Origin of the sequence: Legionella santicrucis, assembly GCF_001468135.1 — a bacterium.
Lineage (GTDB): Bacteria > Pseudomonadota > Gammaproteobacteria > Legionellales > Legionellaceae > Legionella > Legionella santicrucis.
This window is the reverse complement of the sequence record NZ_LNYU01000032.1, coordinates 45,248-70,398: the sequence shown is the minus strand read 5'-3', so window position 1 is coordinate 70,398 and position 25,151 is coordinate 45,248. Positions and strand designations below refer to the sequence as shown.

Below are 25,151 nucleotides of genomic sequence, written 5' to 3'. Positions count from 1 at the left end.
TAACGAATCAGTGTCTAAGCAAATAGCCTAGCATGCCAACTGAAAGCCAAAAGACACATCTCATCATCATACAGCCTGACTACTGAATCAAGGAGTAGTCGAAGCACCTGAAAGGGAATAAGTGGCGCGAATTTGTTCAAGCACCTTTTGCAATTTTTGCCAGTTTACCTTCGTGCCTTCTTTATCGTTAGCGTCACCGGTTTTATCAAGACGCTTTGCCAATTGCTCAGTGTATCCCACGTTTTGCTGAAGATTTTTTAATTGTTCTTCGGACAAGTTTTTACTTAAACCAGGTAGTGCTTTGACTAAGTCCCGAATCGCAAACGCATGCTGATGAATGGTATCCAATTGATTGTTGGCAAGTGCTTTATTAATTGCTGTCGCGCGTTCATCTATTGCCTCCCAAATGGCCGGAATGGTGGTTGGGATGGATTGAGCCTGCTCATCAGGGTTGGTTGCGGCATGCAAAGGGGATAATAAAGCCAATAAAACCACCAGCAAAGAAAATAAATCCACTGCTTTCTTATTAATACATTCCATTATTCGACTCATCATGACTCTCCTTGAGGGTTTTGGTTTTCCTTTAAATACAAATGCTGCTCACGCCATGCTTCGATGGCATTATAAACTGTTGGTACTACAAACATATTTAAAAACGTTGAGGTAAATAATCCTCCTAGCAATACTTGGGCCAAAGGACGCTCAAGCTCCTTTCCAGCAGGAGAACCCCACAACAGAGGGATTAAGCCAAGAGCGGCCGTTGCTGCTGTCATTAACACGGGCACCAAGCGGTCAAGGGTGCCCTGAATGACCACTTGTTCACGGCTTTGTCCTTGGATGCGCAATTGATTGTAGTGACTCACTAAAATAATCCCATTACGTGCCGCAATTCCAAATAAGGTGATAAAACCAATCATGGCCGCGACACTCATGTCACCACTGGCAAGATACAAAGAAACCACCCCACCAATCAAAGCCAGTGGCAAGTTGAACATCACGAGCAGTGCTTCACGGAACGTGCCAAAGGCTTTGTGAAGCAGAATCAACATAATGAAAATAGCAAGCCCACCAAACACAATAATTACGCGTGAGGCTTGTTGTTGACTTTCAAATTGACCACCATATTGAATAAAATAACCGCTCGGTAGGGTGACCTTTTCCTTAACCCGTTGTTGCACTTCTTGAATCACACTACCTAAATCCCTCTCTTGCACATTAAAGGCAATCACTAAGACGCGCTGCACGTTTTCGCGGTTAATCGCAAAAGGCTGAGGCTCTAAGCGAATATCAGCCACCGCACGCAAAGGAATTTTGGTTTCCTGATTTGCCACTCCATGAGCATCAATGAGCATGTTTTGAATGGCTTTAATGCTGTCTCGCCCTGTTTCATTCATACGCAAATACAAATCGAACGTTCGCTGGCCTTCGAGAATACTCGATACCGTCATTCCATTGAGAAGAACTTGCACATCCTCAGAAATTTGCCCTACATTAACCCCATAACGAGCCGCTTTCTCTCGGTCAATGGTAATGATTAACTGAGGCACATTGATTTGCTGCTCTTTGTTAACATCCACTATTCCTGGAATGGTTTTCAAAATCGCTTCGACCGACTGACCCAGTTCGTTAAGGGTAGCAAGATTATCGCCAAAGAGCTTTACCGCCACTTGCGCTCTGACGCCTGAGAGCACTTCATCCATGCGATGAGCGATAAATTGCCCTACATTAAACAGTGCTCCTGGGATATTTGCTAGATCCGCGCGAATGCGTTGCAACAACTCATCCGGAGACATGGTTTTGTCTTTGTCAAAATTCAAGCGCACATCAAACTCACTAACATTAGGTGGTAGTGCGTCTTCATCCAATTCACTGCGTCCTGCCCGTTGGGCAATGGAGATGACTTGCGGGTACTTCAGCAAAGTTTTACTGACTTGATTGCCTAATCGCATGGACTCATCCAATGAAGTTCCAGGCAACGTGCTCATCACAATAATAAAATTACCCTCATGAAATTCAGGTAAGAACGAAGTCCCAAAAAAAGGAAGCAAGGCCAAGGCGAAAAGAAAGGCACCGATTGCCATGGCCACGACTGTTTTACAATGGGCCAGAGACCAATTTAACCCAGTTAAAAAATGTTTTTTTAACCAAATCACAAAACGAGTTTCCGCTTGAGCGTGTTGGGCCGCTTCTTCTTCCGTCAAATGATAACGTTCCTCTTGAGATAAAGCATGCATCACTACTTTAGTATCCTGCTGTTTTTCCGTTTTTCGTACTAAAAGAAGATAACAAAGAGCTGGCACCATAGTAATAGAGACCACAAGAGAACCTAATACTGAGGCGATATAAGCAATCGCTAAAGGGCTAAAAATTCGCTCAGGAATACCTGACAAAAAGAAAATAGGCAAAAACACCAAGCTAATAATAATGGTCGCATAGACCACTGAACTTCTAATTTCCAAAACCGCATCAAAAACAATTTCAATGGCGGGTAGAGGTTTTTTGGCCAACCGATTCAGTCTTAGTCGATGTACTACATTTTCAACGGTGATAATACCATCGTCCACTACCTCACCAATGGCAATTGCCATCCCTCCTAACGTCATAGAGTTAATGCCAAAACCAAAATAGTGAAGTACTAGAATACCCACAATAAAAGAAACTGGCATGGAGAGGAAGGTAATGAAGGAAGCTCGCCAGTTCATTAAAAAGAGAAACAATATAGCAATCACAATGATGCCCCCTTCAATAAGGGCTTTGGTCAAATTGTGAATGGCTGATTCAATGAAATTGGCTTGACGAAACACATCGGTGATTAACTCAACACCCGCGGGCAAAGATTTTTTGATATCGGCTAAAGCGTGTTCCACTTTCTGAGTCGTGGTTACCGTATCGGCACCGAAGATTTTAGAAACGGTACCAATGACCGCGTTTTCTGCATTATAAGCCCCATCCCCTCGTTTGATTTCACCACCAAAAGCGACAGTGGCCACGTTGTTAATGGTGATGGGGACTCCATTACGAACCACAATGAGTGTTTTTTTAATGTCTTCCAGCGTCTTAATGCGCCCAATGGTGCTGACAACGAATTCAGTACCTGCCTGATGAACAAAAGCACCAGGCACGTTTTGATTTCCTGTCGCTAACGCTTGGCGCACTTCTTCAACCGTGATGCCATAGGCCAGCATGCGCTTAGGTTCAAGCTGGACCTGATATTGCTTCACCTCCCCACCTAGAGACACCACGGAAGCGACGCCACCAAGAGCCAAAAGGCGCGGACGGATGGTCCAGTCTGAAAGTGTACGTAATGTTTCAGGGCTTGCAGTTCGACTAATAAGCGCATATTTAAGTAGCCACCCCACTGCCGAGGTGACGGGCAACATCACTGGTGACGAGACACCTGGAGGAAGACGGTTTATTATTTGTTGAATCCGTTCATTAACCAATTGGCGATTGCGATAGATATCCGTTTTATCATCAAATACCACAGTAATCGTCGATAGTCCGACGGAGGTTTTTGAGCGAACACTGGCTACTCCTGGCGTTCCATTGATGGCACTTTCTAAGGGATAGGTCACCAAAGTTTCCACATCTTGGGTGGCCATACCAGGCGCTTGGGTTTGTACCACCACTTGTGGTGGAGCAAATTCAGGAAAAACATCCACGGGCATTTGTTTTAAGGTATAGCCACCCAGTAAGCAAAGGATAATCGTTAACGCCAAAATCAAAGGGCGATTATGTAAAGACCAGGCAATTAATCGCGTAAACATTTAATGATGCTCCTCTTGGCCTGACTGCGGTTTACTGCCCCCAGTGAGCCATAGTGTATAAAGTTCGCGATTGCCTTGAGTCACAACGAGGTCGCCAGGCACTAAGCCGTCTGTAATCTCTGAGTAGTCATCGTCTACTGCACCTACTTTAACGTCCACTCGTTCATACTCATCCCCATTTTGCACAAAAACGAATTGCTCATTATCCGCCTGTAAAAGGGCGGTATTAGGCACCGCAAGTGCCGCTTCATTATGAGCTAAAATGACATTGGCACGAACAAACATGCCCGGTTTGAGTAGTTCTTTCTCATTATTCAAAGTAATTCGCAGGTTCACTGTGCGAGTTAACGGGTCAAGATTGGGTTCAATTAAAGTGACTTTGCCTGGAAAAACCAGCTTTGGGTAACTCAACGCATGAATATTGACTTCCTGTCCTACCTTAACCTTGCCTAAATCTTCTTCATAAACCTGGGCAATGACTAACAGTTTATCGCGGTTGCTGATGTGAAAAAGAACCGTATTCGGTTCAACGGCTTGACCTAAATTGATGTTTCTCGCATCAATGATGCCGGCAATGGGGGCTGTGACCGCCACACTGGGTGGGGGATTACCCACTAGTCTTGATTGCACAGTAGCTAAGCGTTGTCCTGTCTTGACACCATCGCCTAAATTCACATCAATGGCCGTCACGCTCCCACTAATCCGAATACTGACATCCGCCTGCGCATCGGGTAAGAGTTGAATTTGGCCATTCAAACCAAGCATTTGCGCCATGGGACGATTGGTTGCTTTTGCGACTTTGATTTCGAGCATTTTGGTTTGTTGGGGTGTCAAATGCACAGGACCTTTGGCTCCTCCTTCACTCACTTCGATTTCTTCTCCATGGGCAAACACTCCCTGAGCATGGATGAGGAGACCAAGAAAAACACTGGTGAGTAAAATTGCTCTAATTCGCTGTTGTAATGCCATCATCATAACCATTCCTTTGATAAGCTAAGTAAGGACAAAATCCTTGTGTGTGGCCAGGGCCAATGGCCGTACATAAAGCCACATACACTTGTAAATACTTTTCTAAAGTCGTGAGATAAGTCATTTGCAAATCATTTTGTTGTTTTTGCACTTGCAACACATTCAAAAGCGAAATTTGTCCGTTTTCATAAGAGTCACGCGCCAGTTTCACGCTTTCAACGCCTATTTTAAGAGATACGCTTTGCGTTTCTCTAAGGCTCATCCTAAGTGCTTTCAATTGGGCATAGTTACTCGCTATTTCTGTTTCAATGCTTAAATTCAAGGCGCGTAACGCCATCATCGCCTGAGTTCCCGTGCGACTTGCCTCTAAAATTCGTCCCTGATTCTGATTTAAAAGAGGAAGTGGAACAGAAAGCGTCATGCCCAAAGTGCGATCGGCTGGTTGGGGTGGTCCCTCTTCCACCACAATTTTATCTTGTTGGACACCAAGCCCTACTGTCCAATCAGCAAAGCGCTCCGCTTTTGCCAAGCGGCGATCGGCAATGGCGCGGTTAATTGATAGAGCAATGGATTGGCGGTCAGGACGATTATTAAGTGCTAACGTTTTTAGCGCAGGTAATTCAGGAAAATTTTGCCCTGTATTTAGGTCAGCCTTAAGAGATAAAGGAGAATTCGCATCTCGGCCCATCAATTGGTTCAGTGTGGCCATTTGACTGATGCGAAGGCTATGTAATAAATGCTTTTCTTGAACAATGCGCAGATACTCAATGCGAGCTGCATTCTCATCCAACTTTGAAATTTCAGCGGCATGATAACGATTATGGATGACGTTCACTAATTCTTTGTTGATTCTTAATAAATAATTCAATTGTTGCAGGCGACGCTCCGTAATCACCGCGGCATAAAATGCATTCGCCACTTTGGCACTGAGTTGACGCTCGGCCTCCCTAATTTCGGCGATGGCTTTCATGACATCGAGGCGTGCGACAGTCTTTTGTTTTGCAATACGTCCAGAAATAGGGAATGCTTGACTAAAACCAGCACTGCGCGAATACTCTCCTTCATCATTAAACAAGCGATCATCATTGTTTGAGAGATTAAGGTTTGGATTAGGCCAAAGACCGGCTTGGATCAATCGGGCCTTTGCAATAGCTACATTATAACGAGCCGCTTTTAAATCCTTGTTATTTGCTAGAGCAATTTGGGTTATTTCCTGAAGGATCAATGCATTCCCTGCTATTGCCGAATAGGAGCACAACAGGAGCACTATCCAACAGGAAAACTGCCAAGCACGATAATGTTTCATAAACGGGAAGACTCAAAATGATTATTAATTTGTCTTACAGCGGTAGGCTTTACCCGCCATCCCATGATCCGCCACAAAATCATTTTTGGGATTGCCTTCATAAGTTTGCTGATGTTCGGTTACCCGAAGTGTATTTGCTCCTAAAAGCGCTGCCTTGTTTCTTAAGATATTGAGTTCATCCTTAATCAAATGCTCATGGGATTGATAAGATTGGCTCATCCCATTGCGATCGTAGGCTCTGACCTCACCTAAAAAAGTGCAATTCTTTGTAGGCTTTCCTGACTGTACAATGGTTACTTTTTCGCCTTCAGGAGTTAACTTGGCATTATAAGAACAACCAACAAGGACTGCCGGAACCATTAATAGGAGAGTGCGTTTCTTTAGAAAATGTGTCATTAATCAATACCTTTTTTTTGTTATTCTATCCTTTCAGTATCTCTTATCCAATGTGATTAAACAAGGCATGACATCAAGAAGAAAAAGGGGACTCATTAGAGTCAATGAACTGTTATTGAGAGACTGGTTTTTGTTGGCTTTTACTCCTTATGGGGTAATCTGATTTCCACTAAAATTGATTGCATTATTTTTTGTCGTAATCATGGAATTATAGACACAAACCGAACCATTGATTTTTCTTTGTTTTGCTGCATAACAGGCCAAGTCAGCTTCTTTAATCACGGTATTCACTGAAGCCGAGTGGTGATTCATCTGGGTAATGCCAATGGAGCAACCCAGATTAAGCTCAGATAGAGTACCTTCTTTTAGAGATTTTTTCGTCACCGTAATAAGATTCTCAGCAATCTTTTTTGCCTCATCCATGGAGGTGTTCTCCATCAAGACAATAAATTCGTCCCCACCATAACGAGCCACTACATCATCCCTTCGCAAGCGCTGCCTTAGGAGTCCACCAAACATGTGTAACGTGGTGTCACCTACCTCATGACCATAGCGATCGTTGACCGTCTTAAATCGGTCCATATCAATAAAAAGAACAATAACAGAGCCTTCATTCATCTTGACTTGTTGAAATCGTGTGTTCATCATCTCAAAAAGATACTCTCGATTATTGCAGCCTGTCAGCGAATCATAGGTTGCGTGATGCCGTAATACTTCATAGCGATTTTTAAAATCATCCATCAACTCCATTTTTTGAATGGTATTGGTCATAAGACGACAAGATGAATAGATATAGGTAGCACCTAATAAAAGCACGCTGGCATAAAAATTATTAAGACAGTGGGGATCGACTAATAGACCGTAAAAAATGCTGGCTGAATAACTGAGAATAAAAACCGCAATAAAAGCAAGATAACTGAACCACTGCCTGCGATAATGATTTGTTTTTTGAAGTAACTTATTGATTAAATAGGCTCCACTGATAAGAAGGACAATACCTAACACGATCATTACGACTGGGAACACCATAATTTTGCCTTAAAAACAGCCTGATTGATTCCTTTTAGTATAGATTCTGTCTCTTGATTTGTCAGAAACATTTAAGGGCGCAAATAAAAAAACAGCAAAAATTAATAAAATTGTCTAAAATTGAATAGCGGCCTGTCATTATCGGCCATCGTGACACTATTCATCGTTTAAGGGAGAAAACCATGAAGATTAGATTATTTTTAATTCCGGCCATATTATCATTTGGCCTTATCAGTTCATTGGCGCAGGCAGCCGACACAGAAAATAAACAAATGACGGCGACGTTTAAAACACAGGATGGAAAGACGATACAGTGTTTGATGGCTCCAGAGGGCAGTAAGGACATGAAGACGGGTGACATGATGGAAATGATGAGCATGCATAGCATGCAGGGAAGCCACATGAAAGGATGCCACATGCAGGGAAACCAGATGAAAGGATGCCCCATGAAGGCGATGTTTAAAACACAGGATGGAAAGACGATAGAGTGTTTGGTGACCCCAGAGGTCGGTAAGGAAATGAAGGCAGGCGAAAAGATGGAAATGATGGGTATGGGTATGCAGAACATGGAAGGAAGTGGCATGGAGGGAAACCATCAGTAATTTGAGGATAGAGGTATGGCGTGCGGTTTGTTTGGGCATGGAGTTTGCAGGGAAAAATTAATTTGGACCTGCAAACTTAAATAAAGATGGCACATAAGACATTGATATGTCTGTGTATGTTTTATCTCTTGCTGCCCTCCTTATTTCTATTGAAAGCTTAGGGTTATAGACACAAACCGAACCATTTATTTTGCTTTGCTGCTAAATAGGCTAAATTAGCATCTTAATCACGGTATTAATTGATGCAGAATGGTGGTTTGTCTGAGTGACACCAATGAAGTATCTTAAATCAAGGGTTGATAGTATTTCGTCTTTAAGACGATGGCTTGCTACAAATATCAAGGCTCTCAACACTTTTCTTGGCTTCATCCATGAAAATACTCTCTCGCCATCATAATGAATTGGCTGTTAAGCATATTGTTTAAAAAAAGTACCTATTATTGCTGTGTTTAGAACCTCAATTGAGCATGATTCATGTCGTACTAAAATAATGTTGTTGTGTCCCTTGGGCCACGACGGCTTCGCCGTAACGATTTAGGGCGTGTATATAAGCTGCTGTACGCATATCAATTTTATTCTTTTCCATTATTTGATACACTTTTAAAAACTCAGGTACCATAATATCATGTAACCGTTGTTGTACTTGTTCACCACTCCAGTAATATCCAGTTTTATTCTGTACCCATTCAAAATAACTGACAGCAACCCCTCCCGCATTAGCTAACACATCGGGTACTACTAAAATATTTTTATTTTTTAAAATAGGTTCAGCATCTAGCATTGTTGGGCCGTTGGCAATTTCTACAATCACAGGTGATTTTATTTTTGCTGCATTATCTTTGGTAATTTGGTTTTCTAATGCGGCAGGGATAAGTAAATCAACATCCAATTCCAGAAGTTCTTCATTTGAAATTTTGTTCGCTTCAACTAGTTCACATTCGCATACTGATCTAGTGCAGTAAACTGCTTGAATATTCTTACTACTGTTTTTTTTATGAATCAACGTAGGAATATCAAGTCCTTTTGCTCGATAGATACCTCCTTGAGAATCACTTACTGCTACTATTTTATAACCTGACTCATATAGACAGAGTGCGATGTGCTGTCCTGCATTTCCAAATCCTTGAATTGCTACACGAATGTTTTGGGGTTTCCAATTTTTTTTCTTAGCTAATTCATTAATGCAATAAAAAGCACCACGACCAGTCGCATCCTCCCGTCCATAACTGCCACTTAAAGCAATGGGTTTCCCGGTGATAACAGCAGGACTGTATTCTTGTTTAAGTTTAGAATATTCATCCATCATCCAGCCCATAATCATGGCATTTGTATAAACATCGGGTGCCATAATGTCTTTGTTAGGTCCAATAAAACTGGAAAAATGCTCCAAGTAAGTCCGGCTTAAACGCTCCAATTCCAATCTGGAAAGTTGTTTTGGATCAACTACAATTCCACCTTTCGCACCTCCAAAAGGAATACCAATTACTGCGCATTTAATTGTCATCCAAAACGACAGAGCCTTTATTTCTTCGAGAGTAACGAGAGGATGAAAACGAATACCCCCTTTAGTTGGGCCACGAGTATTGTTATGATGAACTCGATAGGCGGAATACATAGCTAAACTGCCATCATCTTTTCGAAGAGGTAAAGACATTTGAATGATTGCTTGAGGATGCTTCAATCTCTCGATAGCTTCTGGATCAATTTCTGCATACTGATAGGCAACATCTAATCGTGCTAATGCATCCGTAAAAATGTTATCCATTCAATATTCCTTATATGGGTTTTGAGAAGAGTCCGGTCGGACTGTTCCAGCAATTCTTGTGTCTTATCTTCTTATGGGTGTTTAGTATAGTGAAAGAAGAAGTTATAGCCGTTATAGCTTTCGCTTTCTTTCACTTTTTATGTTTTATAAAGATCGTACAGTATCTTAAGCTGCCTAAAACCTGTATTTACACGATTAATAAAAACACAAATCACCCAAATAACATAAGTTATATTTCAAAATAAGGAATTTATCAACGGTACGAAATTATTTTGCTATTAATTAACTAATTAGTGTTGCTGCCATTAAAGTTGATGAGCAATATAAAATAAAATTATTTATGGTCTAACTCAATAGTTGATTATTTACATAATACACAAATATTAGGCTCTCCTTGAAATAATTGAGTTGGAAATAACCCTCCGTTTTATTTACAAGAATAAACTTAGTAAAAGGTAGTATTGTATTTAGTATCTTTTACTAAGTTTATTCTTGTAAATAAGTTAGTAACCTATATAATAGGTAGTAAATAAATTACTACTATTTAATAAAATAATTATGATACAAAATAATTGGCATTATGCTAGGCCTTCATTGGCAAAAAAATATCTCGATTTATTTGCGTTAGGATTAACTTCTGCTCGAGGATTATTTGCTAGAAGAAGAATGGGAAAAACCGAGTTTTTGAAAAAAGATTTTATCCCCGCAGCAGAAAAAGCTGGTTATGTTGTTGTATATACAAACTTATGGGAGTTAGAGATAGATCCTGCAACAGCATTAGTATCAGAATTTTATAAAATGGTAGAGCCTAAAGGATTTACAAAAATCTGGGATAAATTGAATCAATCAATAAATTTCAAAAAATTTAAAGCTTCTGGAAAAATACCTGGCATTGGTGAAGGATCCGTAGAAGCAGATTTATTAGATCCTAAGAGAGTCACAGGTACATTATTAATGGAAGCAATGAACTCTTATGATCGCAAAAAAATAAAAATGGTGTTAATTATAGATGAAGCACAAGTTTTAGCTTATGAAGAAAACTCACATTTTGCCCATGCTTTAAGAGCTGCTTTAGATGTTAGAAAAGAGGGTATCAAAGTAATATTTGCAGGAAGTTCTGAAACGACGCTTAGACGTATGTTTGGGGTTGCATCTGAGCCATTTTACAATTGGGCACCATTAGAGTCGTTTGAATTATTGGGTGAAGATTTTGTAAAAGCTATGGTAGAGAAGGTAAATACCATTTCTAAATTTCCCTTGGCTATAAATGATGGTATTAATGCATTTGAACAACTTAAAAATACCCCTGAATTTTTTCGCAGATTTATAGAATATTATTTGAGTAATCCAGAGCAAGGGCCACAATCAGCTATTGAACATACCAAAAATAAAGTATTTAGTGATAAAAACTTCCATAAACAGTGGAGTGCATTATTACCTACCGATATGGTTGTTTTATCAATGATTGCAGATGGAATAAAAGACTTATATGGCCAATATGCTATAAAAAGACTTGGTGAATCTCTTGGAGTAGGGGGGAATGTAAATAAAAATACCATTCAGAATTCATTAAGGAGATTAGAGAAAAAAAATTTAATTACCAAAATTGATTATGGCACGTATCAATTTGAGGATGAGACTTTTTCAGATTGGGTAAAATATAAGGAAGATTAGAACTTAGAAGCTGTCTAGAAAGTTGCAAACAGAATATTAAATGCTAAATGAATAATAAGGGAGTAATCATGGGCTGTGATATCCATATTGAAATAGATATATATCAAAAGGGTAATTGGGCTGGTAATCCCCCAAAACTTCCTGACTTTCTTGAGTCACATCGACTCTTTAATTCATTTTTCTCTTCACTTTCAAGATATCATGTATCCCTATTTAGTGGTGCTTATAAAATCCAATCCCTTTTATGTCCGTCCAGGCAGTCGTTTGATGGCACATAAAACATTGATCCACCTGTGCATGTTCCTTTCTCGCTACCTTCCTTGATATCATGCGAAAATGCTCCATGTAATGACTGGGTGGCGCTTGATGACATTGGGAGCAATCCTTTGACCTAGGGGATGGATGAATGAATTCTGGGATGTTCCAATCTGACGTTTCATGGCAGGCAGAACAATTGTTGCCAAATAAAGTAAAGTGTTTGTCTTCATTTTGATGACACGTGGTACATTGCAGGGTGCGCTCGGCAGGGGATACGTGCGGATTGATGAGCGGTGATTGTTTTGGAGATTCATTCATTTCCAAGTAGTGCTGAACTTGCTCAAAAATCAATCGTTGCTCTTCATTTTTGACTGCATTTTTTTTAAGTTGCTTTAGCTCAATTGCAACAAACGCATTATGATCCATTTGGGTGGGACGTCTATTTTGGCCTTGATGTTCCGAATGACATTCAACGCAACTTCCAATGTCGGCATGAAATGAGGTGGGTTGTCTTTGTAAAAGAGCAACATCATTCGCATGGCAGGTGATGCAGTTTACGGCTTCCACTCCTCTGACAGGCGTATGGCAGGCATTGCAATTGTGACTGAGAAAGGAATGCGCTTTAGATAATGTTCCGGGTCTTGCCATTCTTTGCCATTCAACAGGATTAAACCAATTCGTAGGCCCTCCTTGTTCATGGCTGGGCGCATAATAGGCTGCAACAAACAGTGAAATTAAAACAGCAAGGGCAGCAAATAGGGCTCCACTCAATTTCATTGAAACCACCTTAGCCCAAAGTAAATTCCAGACCAGACATGCAAGGCAAGCAAACCATACAACACAAGGGCAATCACAATATGCAGCTTCAACCATGTCCGAAAGGCGCGTTTGAATTGTTCATGAAATTGAATGGCGTATTCCAGCTCCGCAATGGCTTCAACCAAACGTAAGGCACGTAGACTTGCTGGGGCTGTGTTTTCGCCAGTTAATACGTTCTCATTAAATAGCCAAGATGCGAAACGCGCTCTCATATAATGAAAGCGTGTTAGGGTTTTCTTTAAATCAGGGTTCGTTTGCATTTCCTGAGCTACCCTTTGATACTGATTCTGAAGGCCTGAAAGGAGTTCTTTTTTCTCACGAACTTCATCGGCTATAAAACTCAAGAGGTAGCGCCCCACAAAACCACTTATCGTGACAATTAAGGTCATCCCGGTCAGGGCAATACCCAGCACACTTTGAAATTTATGTCCGGTATGAATCAGTACTAAAATGGGGCCAATAATGCCTGCATAGATATGCCAGGAAAGTAAGGTGTTCATGGAAACATACTGGGTGACCCAATGTTTTAAAATAGGGATACGTTTAATAAAAAGGTAAAATAAGGGCACGAGCATTAACACGGAACCACTAATGCCAATGACGCCACCCCACAAGCTTCCTGCAAAACGAGGAGACACATGCACCGTAAATCCCAGCCATGTCATCATCATGAGCAGAATCAATCCGAGTGCCATCATGCGTCCTGGTGCATTCATCACACATCAACCTCAATATTCTCATCGGTTTTGGCCTGGCATGCCAGGATAAAACCGTGCTGCTTTTCTTCCTCTGAAAGCGCATCATCACAATCCATGGATACCTTGCCTGTGAGTAATTTCACTTTACACAGCCCACACTGGCCTGTGCGACACGAGTTATCAATAGAAACACCATTGGCCTCGGCGATTTCAAGAAGCGTGTAGTTGGGTAAGATTGGGGCTGTTTTATGAGAACGCGTAAATAAAACAACTGCCTTATTTTCTGGTGCAATAGCCTCCATTTGTTGCGGGGTCAATGGTGGCTTCATGGCCGTACCAAACGCTTCGGTATATATCTGTTTTTCAGATACACTAAGCTCCTTTAAACTATTCAGCACCGCATTCATCATGCCCGGAGGACCACATACATGGATGCGACGCTTGGCGACATCCGGCACCAGATAGGAAATGATGCTGGTTGTGAACTCGCCCTTTAAACCCATCCACACCGTTCCTGATGCGCGTAACATGGTGGCAAAGACATTGAGGTTAGGGTACCTTTTTTGCAGCCGCTCTAATTCGTCACGAAAGATAAAATCGCTGGTTGTTCTGCAGCAGTACAGTAAATAAATATCACCGTGCCATCCTATATCCGTTAAATAACGAATAATGCCCATCATTGGGGTAATTCCCACCCCGCCACAAATAAGGACAATGCTCGATGCTTCTTCTCCGGTAAAAGTAAATTTTCCATTGGGCCCCATCACCTCAAGCACATCGCCTTCTTTAACCTCATCATGCAAATAACGTGAGAACAAACCTTGTTCTTCGCGTTTCACTGTGATGGCACAATAGTGAAGTTGGGTAGGCGTTGAGGCGATAGTATAGCTTCGCTTCACCCGTGTGCCATTAATGGTAGCTGTGATGGTGATGAATTGACCAGGGAAATAGGTAAAAGGCAATGCCACTTCTTTTAATGATGCGAGCAAAAAGGTTTTTACCCCCGGTGTTTCATCAAAGATACGGCACACACGCAATTGCCCCTCCCACTGATCAAGGGGGATTGTTAGCGTGCGCATGACCGGGAACTTTGGTGGTTTCGCAGGTGTTGCTAATTCCCCAGAGGACTGATGAGTCTCTTTAATGACTTCCGAAGCGGCTGCAGGAGGAGGACTCATTGAGCTCGTGGCTGAAATACTTGGAGAAAGGACATCTCCTTTGCTGGTCAAACTCTCAAGTAATGCCGATGCCCTTCGCATTTTAAAAAAATACATCCAAATCATTAGGATAAAGAAGACAAGAAACAGCGTGATAATCGTCAAATGAAACAGCGGGCCACCTAAAAGTGTATGGGTGGCAGGTGCCGTGGGGAGTAAATTCATTTCCTGTTTGAACCATAATAAGGCCACTTGGCGTGGCACCTTTCCCTCGGCAAGCGCACGAGATGCAGCCAATCCACTATCATACTGTGAAAGACCTTCACGTATCGAAGCGACTGCATCCTGCATCTGAGAAAAATTCGTCTTAGCCGATGCTTTAAGAAGCGTATCAATCCCTTTCGCCATCAAAGACAGGCCCGATTGCATCCGTTCTTGTGCCAATTGTTGTATTTCACTGCGCCTTTCCAGTGGGATATCGGGCAGACTCATCAACGAGGGATACAGCGCTTTTCGTTTCGGCATGCCCATTTGCTTCATCATCTCACCCATAGCACCCATCATGTCTTTACCAGGAGTTTGTCCAGTTACACTCGGAATGACACTGAGATTACCCTGGCTGCTTTGATGATGACTGGCATGCTCATCGGATGCCTGGGCATAGGATGATGCGGTGGCGCCCATTAAAATCAAAACCAACAGCACTTTCAATAGGGGCTGCCATTGGCGAATTGTCTTATTGGTGTTGTGATATCGAATCATTCTTTTCCACGATAAAGTAATATTTCCGAGCTATGCCTATATTATGCTATTGATATTAGTACTATTTTACAAGGGGTGTCCTCGCCAATCATCCCCCTTTCGAAACCAAAGAGGGCGCAAGAGATAGGTCCTCACTCAATGTCCAAGTGGTGTTCCTTCATGTCATTGCCAATAATCGCTTCCGCACATCGGATGATGTTCTGAATTTCTTCAGTAATTTCTTCTTGACGCAGTATATTAAGATATTTTTTTAATGCGCTTCGTTTATTCTCTAAGCTATCCAAGGCATGATTCAAATGAAACAGCCTTTGGTGGTTTTCACCATAAAATGATTTATAAAAAATGGAATAACACATTGAAAATAAATACTGTTCAGCAAACTCAGATAAAAATTGCTCATGGGATAAATTGAGAATCGGTGGAACGGAACATGGCTTGTCATTGGTTAAAAAAAACTCTTGGAATGGACGCACTGTTTTTACCTCAATTTGATTTTTTTCCTCCTCATTGAACAGGATCTCCCACTGCCAAGAGTGCCATTCCATACGCTGTTGTGATACTACTTCCTCAAGAGACTGCAACAGATGTAAAATCACCGCAGGAATTTCTTGGAGAGCATTAGCGCCATCTAATGCTTTGATGACACGCGAATCGTTTGCCATTTTCAAAGCCAATTTACGCCCTACGACAAGGAATACTGGCAAAAATTCAGGGTCTTGTTGTTCCCTCTCCGCTATCCAGTGAAGCACGCTATCATTAAAACCACCACAAAAACCTCGTTCAGAACCAATAAGAATATAAAGGGAAGAATTACCATTTGGTGTATTCATGGGGGAAATGGGGTAAGCACTAAAAAAATCACGCCCTGCGTCTCTAATGGTTTGCATGACTTGTTCCTGCATAGGAAGAAATTTGGTGATTTTATTGAGCTCAATAGAACAAAGAGTTTTCATGGCGGTCATGATATTACCAATGTCGTCTAAGGCCGTAAAATGATCGTTTAGTTGACTACGCTTGGTCATAAATTTCTTCCTAAAATTCAATGCGCCTGAGAAACAGGCATGGTACTACCCATTTAACCAGCCTTTGACTGCATTGCTCCATTCCTCGCGAGAACTGGCCAGTGACAAGCTGCTTTTTTTGACTTCTTGCTCTATTTTTTTTAGAACCTTGGGGATGTCATCTAAACTTAAGTGGGCAAAGAGTCCCTCATTGTAGGCAATCAACCAGGCGAGTTGGAATTCAATTGGCAAGGGCGAAAGACGCTCTTGTTTAAATACTTCTCTTAACAGTCGTCCATTTTGAATGTGTTGTTGCATTTTAATATCGAGCTTAGCCCCAAAACGCGTAAACAGTTCCAAGTCAAGAAATTGCATGTAATCCAACTTCATTCGACCCGCCTCTTTTTTTATGTTGGGGTGTTGGGCTTTACCGCCTACGCGAGAAACGGATTTGGTGATATCAATTGCCGGTAGAAATCCTGCTGAGAATAAATGTTCATCAAAAAAGAGTTGCCCATCGGTGATTGAAATCAGATTTGTGGGGATATAGGTCGCAATTTCCCCTTGTTTTGTTTCTATAATAGGAAGTGCGGTCATACTGCCCCCTCCCATTTCAGGAGACAGGCACGTTGAGCGCTCTAATAAGCGAGCATGTAAATAGAAGATATCCGCAGGAAAAGCTTCACGCCCAGGAGGCCTGCGCAGTAAAAGCGACAGTTCACGGTAACAGTTGGCATGAGCACTCAAATCATCGTACACGACCAACGTATCAAAGCCTTGCTTCATCCAATGCTCCGCAACAGCACATCCTGCGAAAGGGGCGAGATAAAGCAATCCGGGTAATGAGGTGGCCAGTGCCACAACCACCGTGGTGTATTCCAACGCCTGAGTTTCTTTTAGCAATTGGATGGTATTGGCAACCGTAGAACGTTTTTGGCCAATTAACACATAGACACAACGCACGTTTTTATCTTTTTGATTGATCACAATATCAATAGCCAAGGCGCTTTTGCCCAACCCATTATCACCTATAATGAGTTCCCGCTGTCCTTTTCCAAGAGGAATGACATTATCAATCATTTTATTACCGGTATAAAAAGGGCGCGTCACAAAATCACGGTGAATAATAGGGATCGATAAAATGTCAAGTAATCCTTGTTCATCACAGGGTGGTGGTTCCTCTTCATCTAATGGATGCCCTAAAGGATCAACCACTCGCCCCAAAAGCGAATCCCCTACAGGAATACTTAATGAACGCTTCAGATGAAACATAGGCATCCCGGATTTTAATTTTTTAGTTTGCAACAACATGATGGCGCCTACAAGGCGTTCGGTGAGATGAAAAACCATAGCGATACAACAGCCATCGACTGAAATAAGAATTTCATCAATAGCTGCTGTTGGCAGCCCTGCGATCCAGATAATTCCATCGCCCACTGAGACAACATGCCCCACTTCAGAACGCCTTACTTCAAAGTGATAGTTCTCAATTCGTTGCCGTTGATGCTCAAGAATGGAGTGGTTGTCGGGTAAGTTCATTGTTCGTCTCGGTAAAGAATTTTAATTCATCGCGAAGATTCGCTTGTAGAAGGATTGAGCCCATTTGAAGTGTTAACCCGGCCAGAAGCGCTGGGTTTTCAACCCATTCTATAGTTGGTTTTTTACACATTATTTTTTCAATGGCCTGACCTAGGCGGCGTTGTTGACTTTTATTGATTGCATAAGCACTTTGGACAACAAGAGTATCCTGTTCAGAAACATCCTCCATTAATTGCCATGGTTTTTCTGGATAACGATTAAGGTCTTCGATTGTTTTTTCAATGATTTTCTGTTCAAGGTGCTCATCAGCAAACTGGATTAACAATTTTTCTGTAAATTTTCCGGCCAGTAACAGCGCTTCTTTGGCATTTTTTTCAATATATTCTTTGGCCTTTTTCATTTCACGTGCATTTAATTGTTCTTGTTCTTTATTTAACTTTTTTTCAAAATGGAGCGTTTCCTCCGACTTCCATCGTTCCATCGCTTGTTGGAATTCCTTTTGCAACGTATTTTTCTCTTGTTGCCAATCCGCGAGACGATGTTCATATTTTATTTGTAACTGCTGGGCTTCATTGTGACGTTGTTCCGCGTTTTCTAATTGTTCTTGGACCATGTGCCTGCGCTTTGCAATGGTTTGCTGGATTGGGGCATAAAAAAAATAGTTTAAAATCCAAATCAAAACAAGAAAATTAATGAGTTCCAATAAAAAGGTTGACCACGATAGCTCCATTTTTAGTCCTTATTGAGAAACGAGATAAGACAATAATGGATTTCTAAATAAAATAATCAAAACAATCACCAAGCAATAAATAGCCAATGATTCAATCATGGCTAAGCCGATAAATAAGGTTCTGGTAATTGATTTTTCAGCCTCTGGCTGCCTTGCTAACGCATCAAGAGCATGACTTATGGCACGCCCCATGGCGATCGCAGGACCTATAGTCCCAATAGCAATCACCAATGCGGCAATCACTGTTGATGCTAAACTAAACCAGCTGATACTGTTCATGACCACTCTCCTTGTTTCTTCAACTCGTGGGATTGAATACCCCCGGCAATATAGATTAAAGCCAGCATACCAAAGATATAAGCTTGTATCACTGCTTCAATAATATGAAGCATGAGAATGGGTATCGGTGCTAAGAATCCAGCAATCATCAGAACAATAAGTGCCGTTAACTGAAGACTCATGACGTTACCAAACAAGCGGATAGCCAAAGCCAATGTTCTCGATAATTCGCTAATTAAGTGAAACGGTAATAAAAAGGGCGTGGGCTTCAAGTAATGCTTTAAGTAGGCTTTCCACCCCTCGGCGCGAACTCCAAACCAATGCACGGAAAAAAAAGTCACTATCGCTAGAGACGCTGTGACTGATAGATCGGCTGTAGGCGAATAGAATCCTGGAATAATGCCAATTAAATTGGAAATAAGGATAAAAATCCATAACGTGGCAATAAAAGGAAAGACCAAAGCAACATAGGTCAAAGGCAGCACTTCGTTCATCGTATCCTGCATTGCGACCACAATACCCTCTAAAACAACTTGGCAATTCCCCGGAAGAAGCGATAAGTGTCGCGATGAAAGCCATAAAAAAAGGAGCAAAGCCATCATAATGAGCCAGGTGGTTAACACACTTTGTGTGATGACCACTGAGCCTAGCGAAAAGGATAGTGCGTTTAAAATCCCTTCTTCCCCCATGGCTATTCCTTAATCAGGAGGTACACATTCACCGCACCAACGATAACCCCAATAATAATTAAGTTGATTGTCCAGCTAATAGAAAAACCCTTCAGTTTGCTGTCTAACCAAACCCCTAGGTAGGCCCCTGCAATAATAGGCAAAATAAATACAAATCCCAAGGTGCCTAAATAAATCGTTTGTGCTAGCACAGTGGATTTTTCCCTTTTTGCTTTGTTGATTTTGCTCACGTCCAATTTAACGTGTTGTGCCAGATCTTTTTTTGGATCTTTAAATTTCATAAGCATTCTGCCGTTTTAAATTCCATAGACGCTGTAACATCTCTTCATCCAAACGATGTAAACTGTCGTTGATACTGATAAGATGGTCTGCTTCACTCTTTAATTCGTTCTCTAAGATATGCTGTATGGCTTGATACTCTTTGTGGCGAACATAATGTCGCGTAGCGAGAAACAATTGATTGTCTTTAAAATAGAGGATTGCTCCTGGCAAAGCCAAATATTCCGTCTCATTATTATCGTAACGAAACCATGCCAAACCGAAATGTAAGCACGTCATCATTTGGGTATGCTGGGCTAAAATACCAAACAGGCCTGAAGCATCTTCACCAACAAAACTAACGACATGAGACATTTTTTCACATTGTGTCGAACTCTGTAAGTATAAATCGAAACACGCCATTTTTAGTTTTAGCTCCTTTTCATGGTGCCTATCATATAGCACTCATCCTCAGATAATTCATCGAAATCACCATTGATGAACGCCTCGCAATCGGCTAATGTCTCTGCTAATGACACCGACTGTCCTTCCATGGCCGTTTGTTGTTTCGTCACATGAAAAGGCTGGGTAAGATAGCGTTGCAGTTTGCGTGCTCTTAATACCATAGCACGGTCTTTAGAGGAAAGCTCTTCAATCCCCATCATGGAGATAATGTCCTCTAATTCATCATAACGTGCTAAATGCTCTCGTACCGCTTCTGCAATCGAATAATGGCGTTCCCCCAGCACGATTTTATCCATAAATTTACTTTTAGACGCCAAAGCATCCACTGCGGGATAAATGCCTTTGCCCGCTTGGGCTCGAGAGAGCACCACAATGGAATCCAAATGGGTAATAATTCCAGTCACTGCGGGATCACTCATATCATCCGCGGGAACATAAACCGCTTGCACTGAAGTCACAGCACCTTGAGCCGTTGACGTAATGCGTTCTTGGAGTTCTGCTATCTCTGTCATTAACGTAGGCTGATAACCGACATTAGCAGGCATCCTGCCTAAAAGGCCTGAAATTTCACTGCCGGCTTGTACAAACCGATAAATATTATCGACTAGAAACAGTACGTCGCGTGCCACGGTGTCTCGCAAATACTCCGCATACGTTAATGCCGATAACCCTGCTCGAAAACGAACTCCAGGCGGCTCATCCATTTGACCAAAGACCATCAAGGTTTTTTCCATCACACCTGCTGCGTTCATTTCATACCACAACTCATGGCCTTCTCGTATGCGTTCCCCAACCCCTGCAAAAACTGAAATGCCCTGATGCCATTGAATAATGGCATGCATCAATTCCATCAGCAGTATGGTCTTTCCTACGCCCGCACCACCAAACAATCCTATCTTACTGCCCCTGACGAAGGGGCAAAGCAAATCAATCACCTTGATTCCCGTCTCAAGAACAGTCGCCTGGGCTGTCTTCATTTCAATGGGCGCAGGACTTGCTAAAATATCGCGATATTCCTCAGTGTGTAGCGGCAAACCCCCATCAAGCGGTTCGCCAAAAATATTTAAAAGTCGGCCCAGGCAATGGGGAGAGACTGGAATGTGCAGTGAGTTGCCTTGGTCATACACGGCGAATCCCCGCTGCAACCCAGTGGCCCGATGAAGGGTCAATGCCTTCACATGATGTTGATCAAGATGCTGAAACACTTCTAGAATATATCGGTCCGTATCGGAATAGGTATTAAGCGACTGGTGCAAGGGCGGCAACCTATCGCACCGTATGGTGACAACAGGCCCATTGACTTCGACAATATGGCCGATTAATTGTTCATTATCCTTAACAGCAACCGAAATGTTATCCATTTTTTTAATTAGGCTCATCACACCAAATAGAAAGCTTATACCTTGCCTTCTGGGCTTGCAATAGAAGGAATCTTCATAAAGCAGGATGTCCTGTTATGAACCAATCCGACTCACTTAGGTCAAATTAAATAACCCCACCACCACGGGCCTTTTTATAACCTATGAATCATACGATTAGAACGCGTTTATCAAAGATATGGACTCGCTTTATTAATGACTACACTAATTGATGGAACGGATCGCATCGAACTCATCATCCCAGTCCAAGACACGGTTTGGTTCGTTCTTTTCATGAAACTCTTTCTTTTGTGGCCGCCATAATGCGGTTTCTTTTTCTTCTTCTACACATTCTTCGACTAAGGGTTTTAAGACCTCCGTATCCATCCTAATCATTCCTTGTTATGAGAGTTATTATCAAGAACCTCAACATGATTGGAGCATGAAAAAAATTAAGCCTTTCATTCTGTTGAAAGGCTTTCTATTTAAAATATCACGGCAACACCGAAAGACACCGTCGTCTGAGTGGTCGATTCTCCTAAATCAGTAAGAATCCTCTTGTAGGCACCATAATCTTTGTCATACTCAAATTCAGTAAAGACATTTAAACCAGGCATAACGCGATAATAAGGTCTAATGATATAACGCATTTGATTTAAGCCAGAACCAATCTCATTTTCGACCACGGTATGAGTGGCGAGAATACTGCGGATCCCCGTTAGGAAGAAGAAGTTATTGGTAAGCTGGGTAGCCCGCGATAACTGAATGTCAAACTTAACACTGCCATCACGATAATAAGTTCTAATGTTGGTGTCAATGTAATAAGGCATCAACCCTTCGATGCCAATACCGGGTTGCCAATAAGGTCCTCCAGGGCGATAAAAATAATTGACCCCGCCTTTAATGGCCCAGAATTGACTAATCAAATGCCAATAAAAAACATCGATGTCCGCATTTTCAACAATTCCTTGATAAATTTCAGCATCCTCAGTATACAGCTGGAGTTTTTGGTAATCAGTCCCATAATACCCTCGAAACGTCATTTCTTGAGCGTTATGAAAAGGATCGGCATTCACCTCAAGAAAATTGGCCCGATAGAACCCTTGATGATGTCCTGCGGGGTGAGTAATAAGGGCCTTATCAATAGGCATCACCTCATCGACTCGGACAATCGGTCGATTGATATAGGGTGTTGGCGCAATTTCCGTTTCAGGCTTGGCTTTTCCGTTCACCACGTCGATAATGGTTTCATATTGGAATACCCGCGCCATACCCGATGTCATGTGAAACAGATGATGACAATGGAAAAACCATTGGCCGCTGGCCTCCGTATCAAAATCAGCCACCGCAGTAGCACCGGGATCGACTTCAATGGTATGCAACAAGGGATCATAAACGCCATGACCATTGCGTAAAATAAACCAATGGCCATGAATGTGCATGGGATGGCGCATCATGGAGTTGTTGGTAAAGATAATACGATAGCGTTTTCCAGGTTCAATGACAATCGGTTTTGCTTTGTATTCCGGCAAGCCATTAATCATCCAAATATACCTGTCCATATAACCAAACAATTCCATGCGGATGATCCCATCGACGGGTATATCCGGATTGTTGGTAGGAACCGCTGCGGTTAATTGTTGGTATTTTGTTCCTAGGGTTTTAGCGCTTATGGAATTGGGCGCTGAAATCGTATCCCCTATAATGGTTGGTTCGATGGGCATGGTCATGCCATTATCCATGGACATCCCATTGTTCATCGTATCGTCTTGCATGCCTCCATCACCCGACATCGTAGCGTGTTTCGTCTGCGTGGTAGACTGGCTCCCCATCGAACCCGTTGACATAGAACTCATGGGAGGCATGCCTTTTGGTTTCATTGGTCTGGAGGCTGAAGTGGACTCGTTCATTGAAGAAGAGGGGGCTGTCGACATTTTATTTTTAAGTATGGAAGCATGATTCATCCCCGACATCCCTTGGTCTTGTTTCATAGAGGACATGGAGTGATTAGAGTGCTTGGTATTACCCGGACTATTTTGAGAAGTCATTGCTGGCATGTTGTGTTGATTACCTTGCGAACTCATCGTTTTGGAATGGGAAGGCATGGCCATAGGTTGTTTCATTGCCATACCCCGCTTATTACTCATGGAATGATTGTTTTTTGCCATCGAGCCATGATTCATCCCTGACTTCATCATGTTGGCCATCATCTCTCTTGTGACAGGAAGAGGCTCTGGAAAGGGTACAATGTGCTGATAATCAACGGGTTGTCTGGGCTTAGTCACTAAGGCGCCATAGACTTTGCCCAGCGTATCAATGGATTCAGCATAAATAATGTAAGGCCTGTTTTTTTGAATTTTAACCAAGACATCATAGGTTTCCCCAGGTGCAATCCAAAAATCATCGATGAGATAAGGGCGCACATCATTTCCTTGGCTGTGCACCATTTCCATTTTGGCATCAGGAATTTTAACGCGATAGATAGTACTGGCACCAGCACCAATGAACCGTAACCTTACGGTGTCCCCAACTCGAACAGGTGCCGTCCAGGGGGATGATTTAGGCTGACCATTGAGTAAATACGCATCATAAGCAATGTCGCTTAAATCATAAATACTCATGCGCATTTGCTGCATCATTTTGTAATCAGCGATTAATTCTTTACGTTCTTTAGCTGGTGCTTTGCGATAGTCATGCAGAAATTTCATGAGCGAGGGCTGCAATGGGAATCGAGGGCTATAGTAATCCCCATCTTTTTTTAAATTAGCAAACACGTTATCGGCAGGGGTGTTGCTCCAATCGGATAATACCACCACATGATCTTTGCTGTATTTGTAGGCTGGGGGGCTCGGTGGGTCAATAAGAAAGGCGCCGTACAAACCCTCTTGCTCTTGAGCCTTGGCATGGGCATGGTACCAATAGGTTCCTCTTTGATAAAGAGTAAATCGATAATGGAACACACCTCCTGGTGGAATGGCTTTCTGACTGACGTCCTCGACACCATCCATTTGCCAGGGGACAAGTAAACCATGCCAATGAATGGAGGTTTCCTTATCCAAATGGTTGTACACATTAATGGTGACCTGCTCACCTTCCTTGAAATGTAGGGTAGGGGCAGGGATTCGACCATTGACGGCAATGGCACGTCGAGGTTTACCAGCAAAGTATACGGTTTTATAAGCCACTACCAAATTAATCGTACGCGCTGGGCCACGTGGAAGGGACAGGGGTTTTATTGCCCTGGCAGGTTTCTTTTTAGCCGGTTGTTGTTCCGTTTTTTTCCCCGTAGGTTTGGATTGAGATAGTGTCGTCTTGGAAGAAGTCTCTGTTGGGGTCGCCGCACCATGCTGTTCATGTTGGGCAAACAAAGCAAAAGGACTGAACACCAAAAGGAAAAAAATAAGAAAATAGTTCCTTAGTACATGATGGAAGTCCTTTTTTAACATGTTACTATCCTTCTATAAAAATTTAATGTTGAAGTACTGCTTTTTGTGCTTGGGTAGGTACAAGAACACCATAACCATAGCGATAGACTAACTCTCCTCCATGCCAGGCCGTTGTTAACAACAGTGCTTGGACAATGAACAAAGCAATCAAGAAAGCCAGGGTTGGTTTTTGGGTTTTACTATA

22 protein-coding genes and 1 pseudogene are annotated in these 25,151 nt (G+C 42.1%); 2 read left to right on the top strand and 21 right to left on the bottom strand.

What is annotated here, in order from left to right; all coding sequences use genetic code 11:
- Positions 1–87 precede the first annotated feature (87 nt).
- The 6 genes from Lsan_RS07885 to Lsan_RS07860 form a co-directional block, all read right to left on the bottom strand.
- Positions 88–552: a hypothetical protein gene (locus tag Lsan_RS07885; protein ID WP_010652825.1), complete on the bottom strand. Its 465-nt coding sequence runs from the start codon at positions 550–552 to the stop codon at positions 88–90.
- Positions 552–3,767, bottom strand: coding sequence for an efflux RND transporter permease subunit (locus Lsan_RS07880; protein WP_010652826.1), 3,216 nt, complete (start codon positions 3,765–3,767; stop codon positions 552–554). Before Lsan_RS07880 ends, Lsan_RS07885 begins: the two co-directional genes overlap by 1 nt.
- Positions 3,768–4,736, bottom strand: coding sequence for an efflux RND transporter periplasmic adaptor subunit (locus tag Lsan_RS07875; RefSeq protein WP_058442212.1), 969 nt, complete (start codon positions 4,734–4,736; stop codon positions 3,768–3,770). It lies immediately after the preceding gene.
- Positions 4,714–6,042, bottom strand: a complete 1,329-nt coding sequence (locus Lsan_RS07870) for a TolC family protein (protein WP_010652828.1) — start codon at positions 6,040–6,042, stop codon at positions 4,714–4,716. The genes Lsan_RS07875 and Lsan_RS07870 overlap by 23 nt, the downstream gene beginning before the upstream one ends.
- A 24-nt stretch (positions 6,043–6,066) precedes the next feature.
- Positions 6,067–6,438, bottom strand: coding sequence for a DUF4156 domain-containing protein (locus Lsan_RS07865; protein WP_058441826.1), 372 nt, complete (start codon positions 6,436–6,438; stop codon positions 6,067–6,069).
- Between the two features lie 147 nt (positions 6,439–6,585).
- Positions 6,586–7,467 (bottom strand): GGDEF domain-containing protein, encoded by an 882-nt coding sequence (locus tag Lsan_RS07860; protein WP_029489106.1) that lies wholly within the window; start codon positions 7,465–7,467, stop codon positions 6,586–6,588.
- Positions 7,468–7,649: 182 nt separating this feature from the next.
- Between Lsan_RS07860 and Lsan_RS07855 the strand changes: the two genes are divergently transcribed.
- Positions 7,650–8,069, top strand: a complete 420-nt coding sequence (locus Lsan_RS07855) for a hypothetical protein (RefSeq protein ID WP_010652831.1) — start codon at positions 7,650–7,652, stop codon at positions 8,067–8,069.
- 472 nt (positions 8,070–8,541) lie between these two features.
- On the opposite strand, the gene Lsan_RS07850 is transcribed toward Lsan_RS07855, so the two are convergent.
- Positions 8,542–9,834, bottom strand: coding sequence for a Glu/Leu/Phe/Val family dehydrogenase (locus Lsan_RS07850; RefSeq protein ID WP_010652832.1), 1,293 nt, complete (start codon positions 9,832–9,834; stop codon positions 8,542–8,544).
- A gap of 558 nt (positions 9,835–10,392) precedes the next feature.
- On the opposite strand from Lsan_RS07850, the gene Lsan_RS07845 reads away from it, so the two are divergent.
- Positions 10,393–11,508, top strand: a complete 1,116-nt coding sequence (locus tag Lsan_RS07845) for an ATP-binding protein (protein WP_010652833.1) — start codon at positions 10,393–10,395, stop codon at positions 11,506–11,508.
- Positions 11,509–11,721: 213 nt separating this feature from the next.
- Here the strand turns inward: Lsan_RS07845 and Lsan_RS07840 are convergent, their stop codons facing one another.
- The 14 genes and pseudogenes from Lsan_RS07840 to Lsan_RS23420 all read right to left on the bottom strand — a co-directional run.
- Complete coding sequence (locus Lsan_RS07840) at positions 11,722–12,543, bottom strand: cytochrome c3 family protein (RefSeq protein ID WP_058513904.1); 822 nt, start codon at positions 12,541–12,543, stop codon at positions 11,722–11,724.
- Positions 12,540–13,301: a hypothetical protein gene (locus Lsan_RS07835; RefSeq protein ID WP_010652835.1), complete on the bottom strand. Its 762-nt coding sequence runs from the start codon at positions 13,299–13,301 to the stop codon at positions 12,540–12,542. Before Lsan_RS07835 ends, Lsan_RS07840 begins: the two co-directional genes overlap by 4 nt.
- Complete coding sequence (locus Lsan_RS07830; protein ID WP_010652836.1) at positions 13,301–15,202, bottom strand: 2Fe-2S iron-sulfur cluster-binding protein; 1,902 nt, start codon at positions 15,200–15,202, stop codon at positions 13,301–13,303. The genes Lsan_RS07835 and Lsan_RS07830 overlap by 1 nt, the downstream gene beginning before the upstream one ends.
- A 131-nt stretch (positions 15,203–15,333) precedes the next feature.
- A complete protein-coding gene (locus tag Lsan_RS07825) occupies positions 15,334–16,224 on the bottom strand; it encodes a F0F1 ATP synthase subunit gamma (protein ID WP_010652837.1) in 891 nt (296 codons plus the stop codon).
- A gap of 45 nt (positions 16,225–16,269) precedes the next feature.
- Complete coding sequence (locus tag Lsan_RS07820; protein WP_029489108.1) at positions 16,270–17,742, bottom strand: F0F1 ATP synthase subunit alpha; 1,473 nt, start codon at positions 17,740–17,742, stop codon at positions 16,270–16,272.
- Positions 17,711–18,472, bottom strand: a complete 762-nt coding sequence (locus Lsan_RS07815; protein WP_010652839.1) for a F0F1 ATP synthase subunit delta — start codon at positions 18,470–18,472, stop codon at positions 17,711–17,713. Before Lsan_RS07815 ends, Lsan_RS07820 begins: the two co-directional genes overlap by 32 nt.
- Positions 18,473–18,481: 9 nt before the next feature.
- Entirely contained in the window at positions 18,482–18,751 is a 270-nt protein-coding gene (locus Lsan_RS07810) for a F0F1 ATP synthase subunit C (protein WP_010652840.1), read from the bottom strand.
- Entirely contained in the window at positions 18,748–19,440 is a 693-nt protein-coding gene (locus Lsan_RS07805; protein ID WP_010652841.1) for a F0F1 ATP synthase subunit A, read from the bottom strand. The genes Lsan_RS07810 and Lsan_RS07805 overlap by 4 nt, the downstream gene beginning before the upstream one ends.
- A gap of 2 nt (positions 19,441–19,442) precedes the next feature.
- Complete coding sequence (locus Lsan_RS07800) at positions 19,443–19,721, bottom strand: AtpZ/AtpI family protein (protein ID WP_010652842.1); 279 nt, start codon at positions 19,719–19,721, stop codon at positions 19,443–19,445.
- Positions 19,711–20,121: a F0F1 ATP synthase subunit delta/epsilon gene (locus tag Lsan_RS07795; protein WP_010652843.1), complete on the bottom strand. Its 411-nt coding sequence runs from the start codon at positions 20,119–20,121 to the stop codon at positions 19,711–19,713. The genes Lsan_RS07800 and Lsan_RS07795 overlap by 11 nt, the downstream gene beginning before the upstream one ends.
- Before the next feature lie 8 nt (positions 20,122–20,129).
- Entirely contained in the window at positions 20,130–21,524 is a 1,395-nt protein-coding gene (gene atpD / locus Lsan_RS07790; RefSeq protein ID WP_029489109.1) for a F0F1 ATP synthase subunit beta, read from the bottom strand.
- 222 nt (positions 21,525–21,746) lie between these two features.
- Positions 21,747–21,908, bottom strand: a complete 162-nt coding sequence (locus Lsan_RS22010; RefSeq protein WP_155807052.1) for a hypothetical protein — start codon at positions 21,906–21,908, stop codon at positions 21,747–21,749.
- A 98-nt stretch (positions 21,909–22,006) separates the two neighbouring features.
- The gene (locus Lsan_RS07785; RefSeq protein WP_058513903.1) at positions 22,007–24,967 is read right to left on the bottom strand and encodes a multicopper oxidase domain-containing protein; all 2,961 of its coding nucleotides are present in this window, start codon (positions 24,965–24,967) and stop codon (positions 22,007–22,009) included.
- A gap of 22 nt (positions 24,968–24,989) precedes the next feature.
- A pseudogene (locus Lsan_RS23420) lies at positions 24,990–25,151 on the bottom strand (DUF2231 domain-containing protein); the annotation flags it as partial.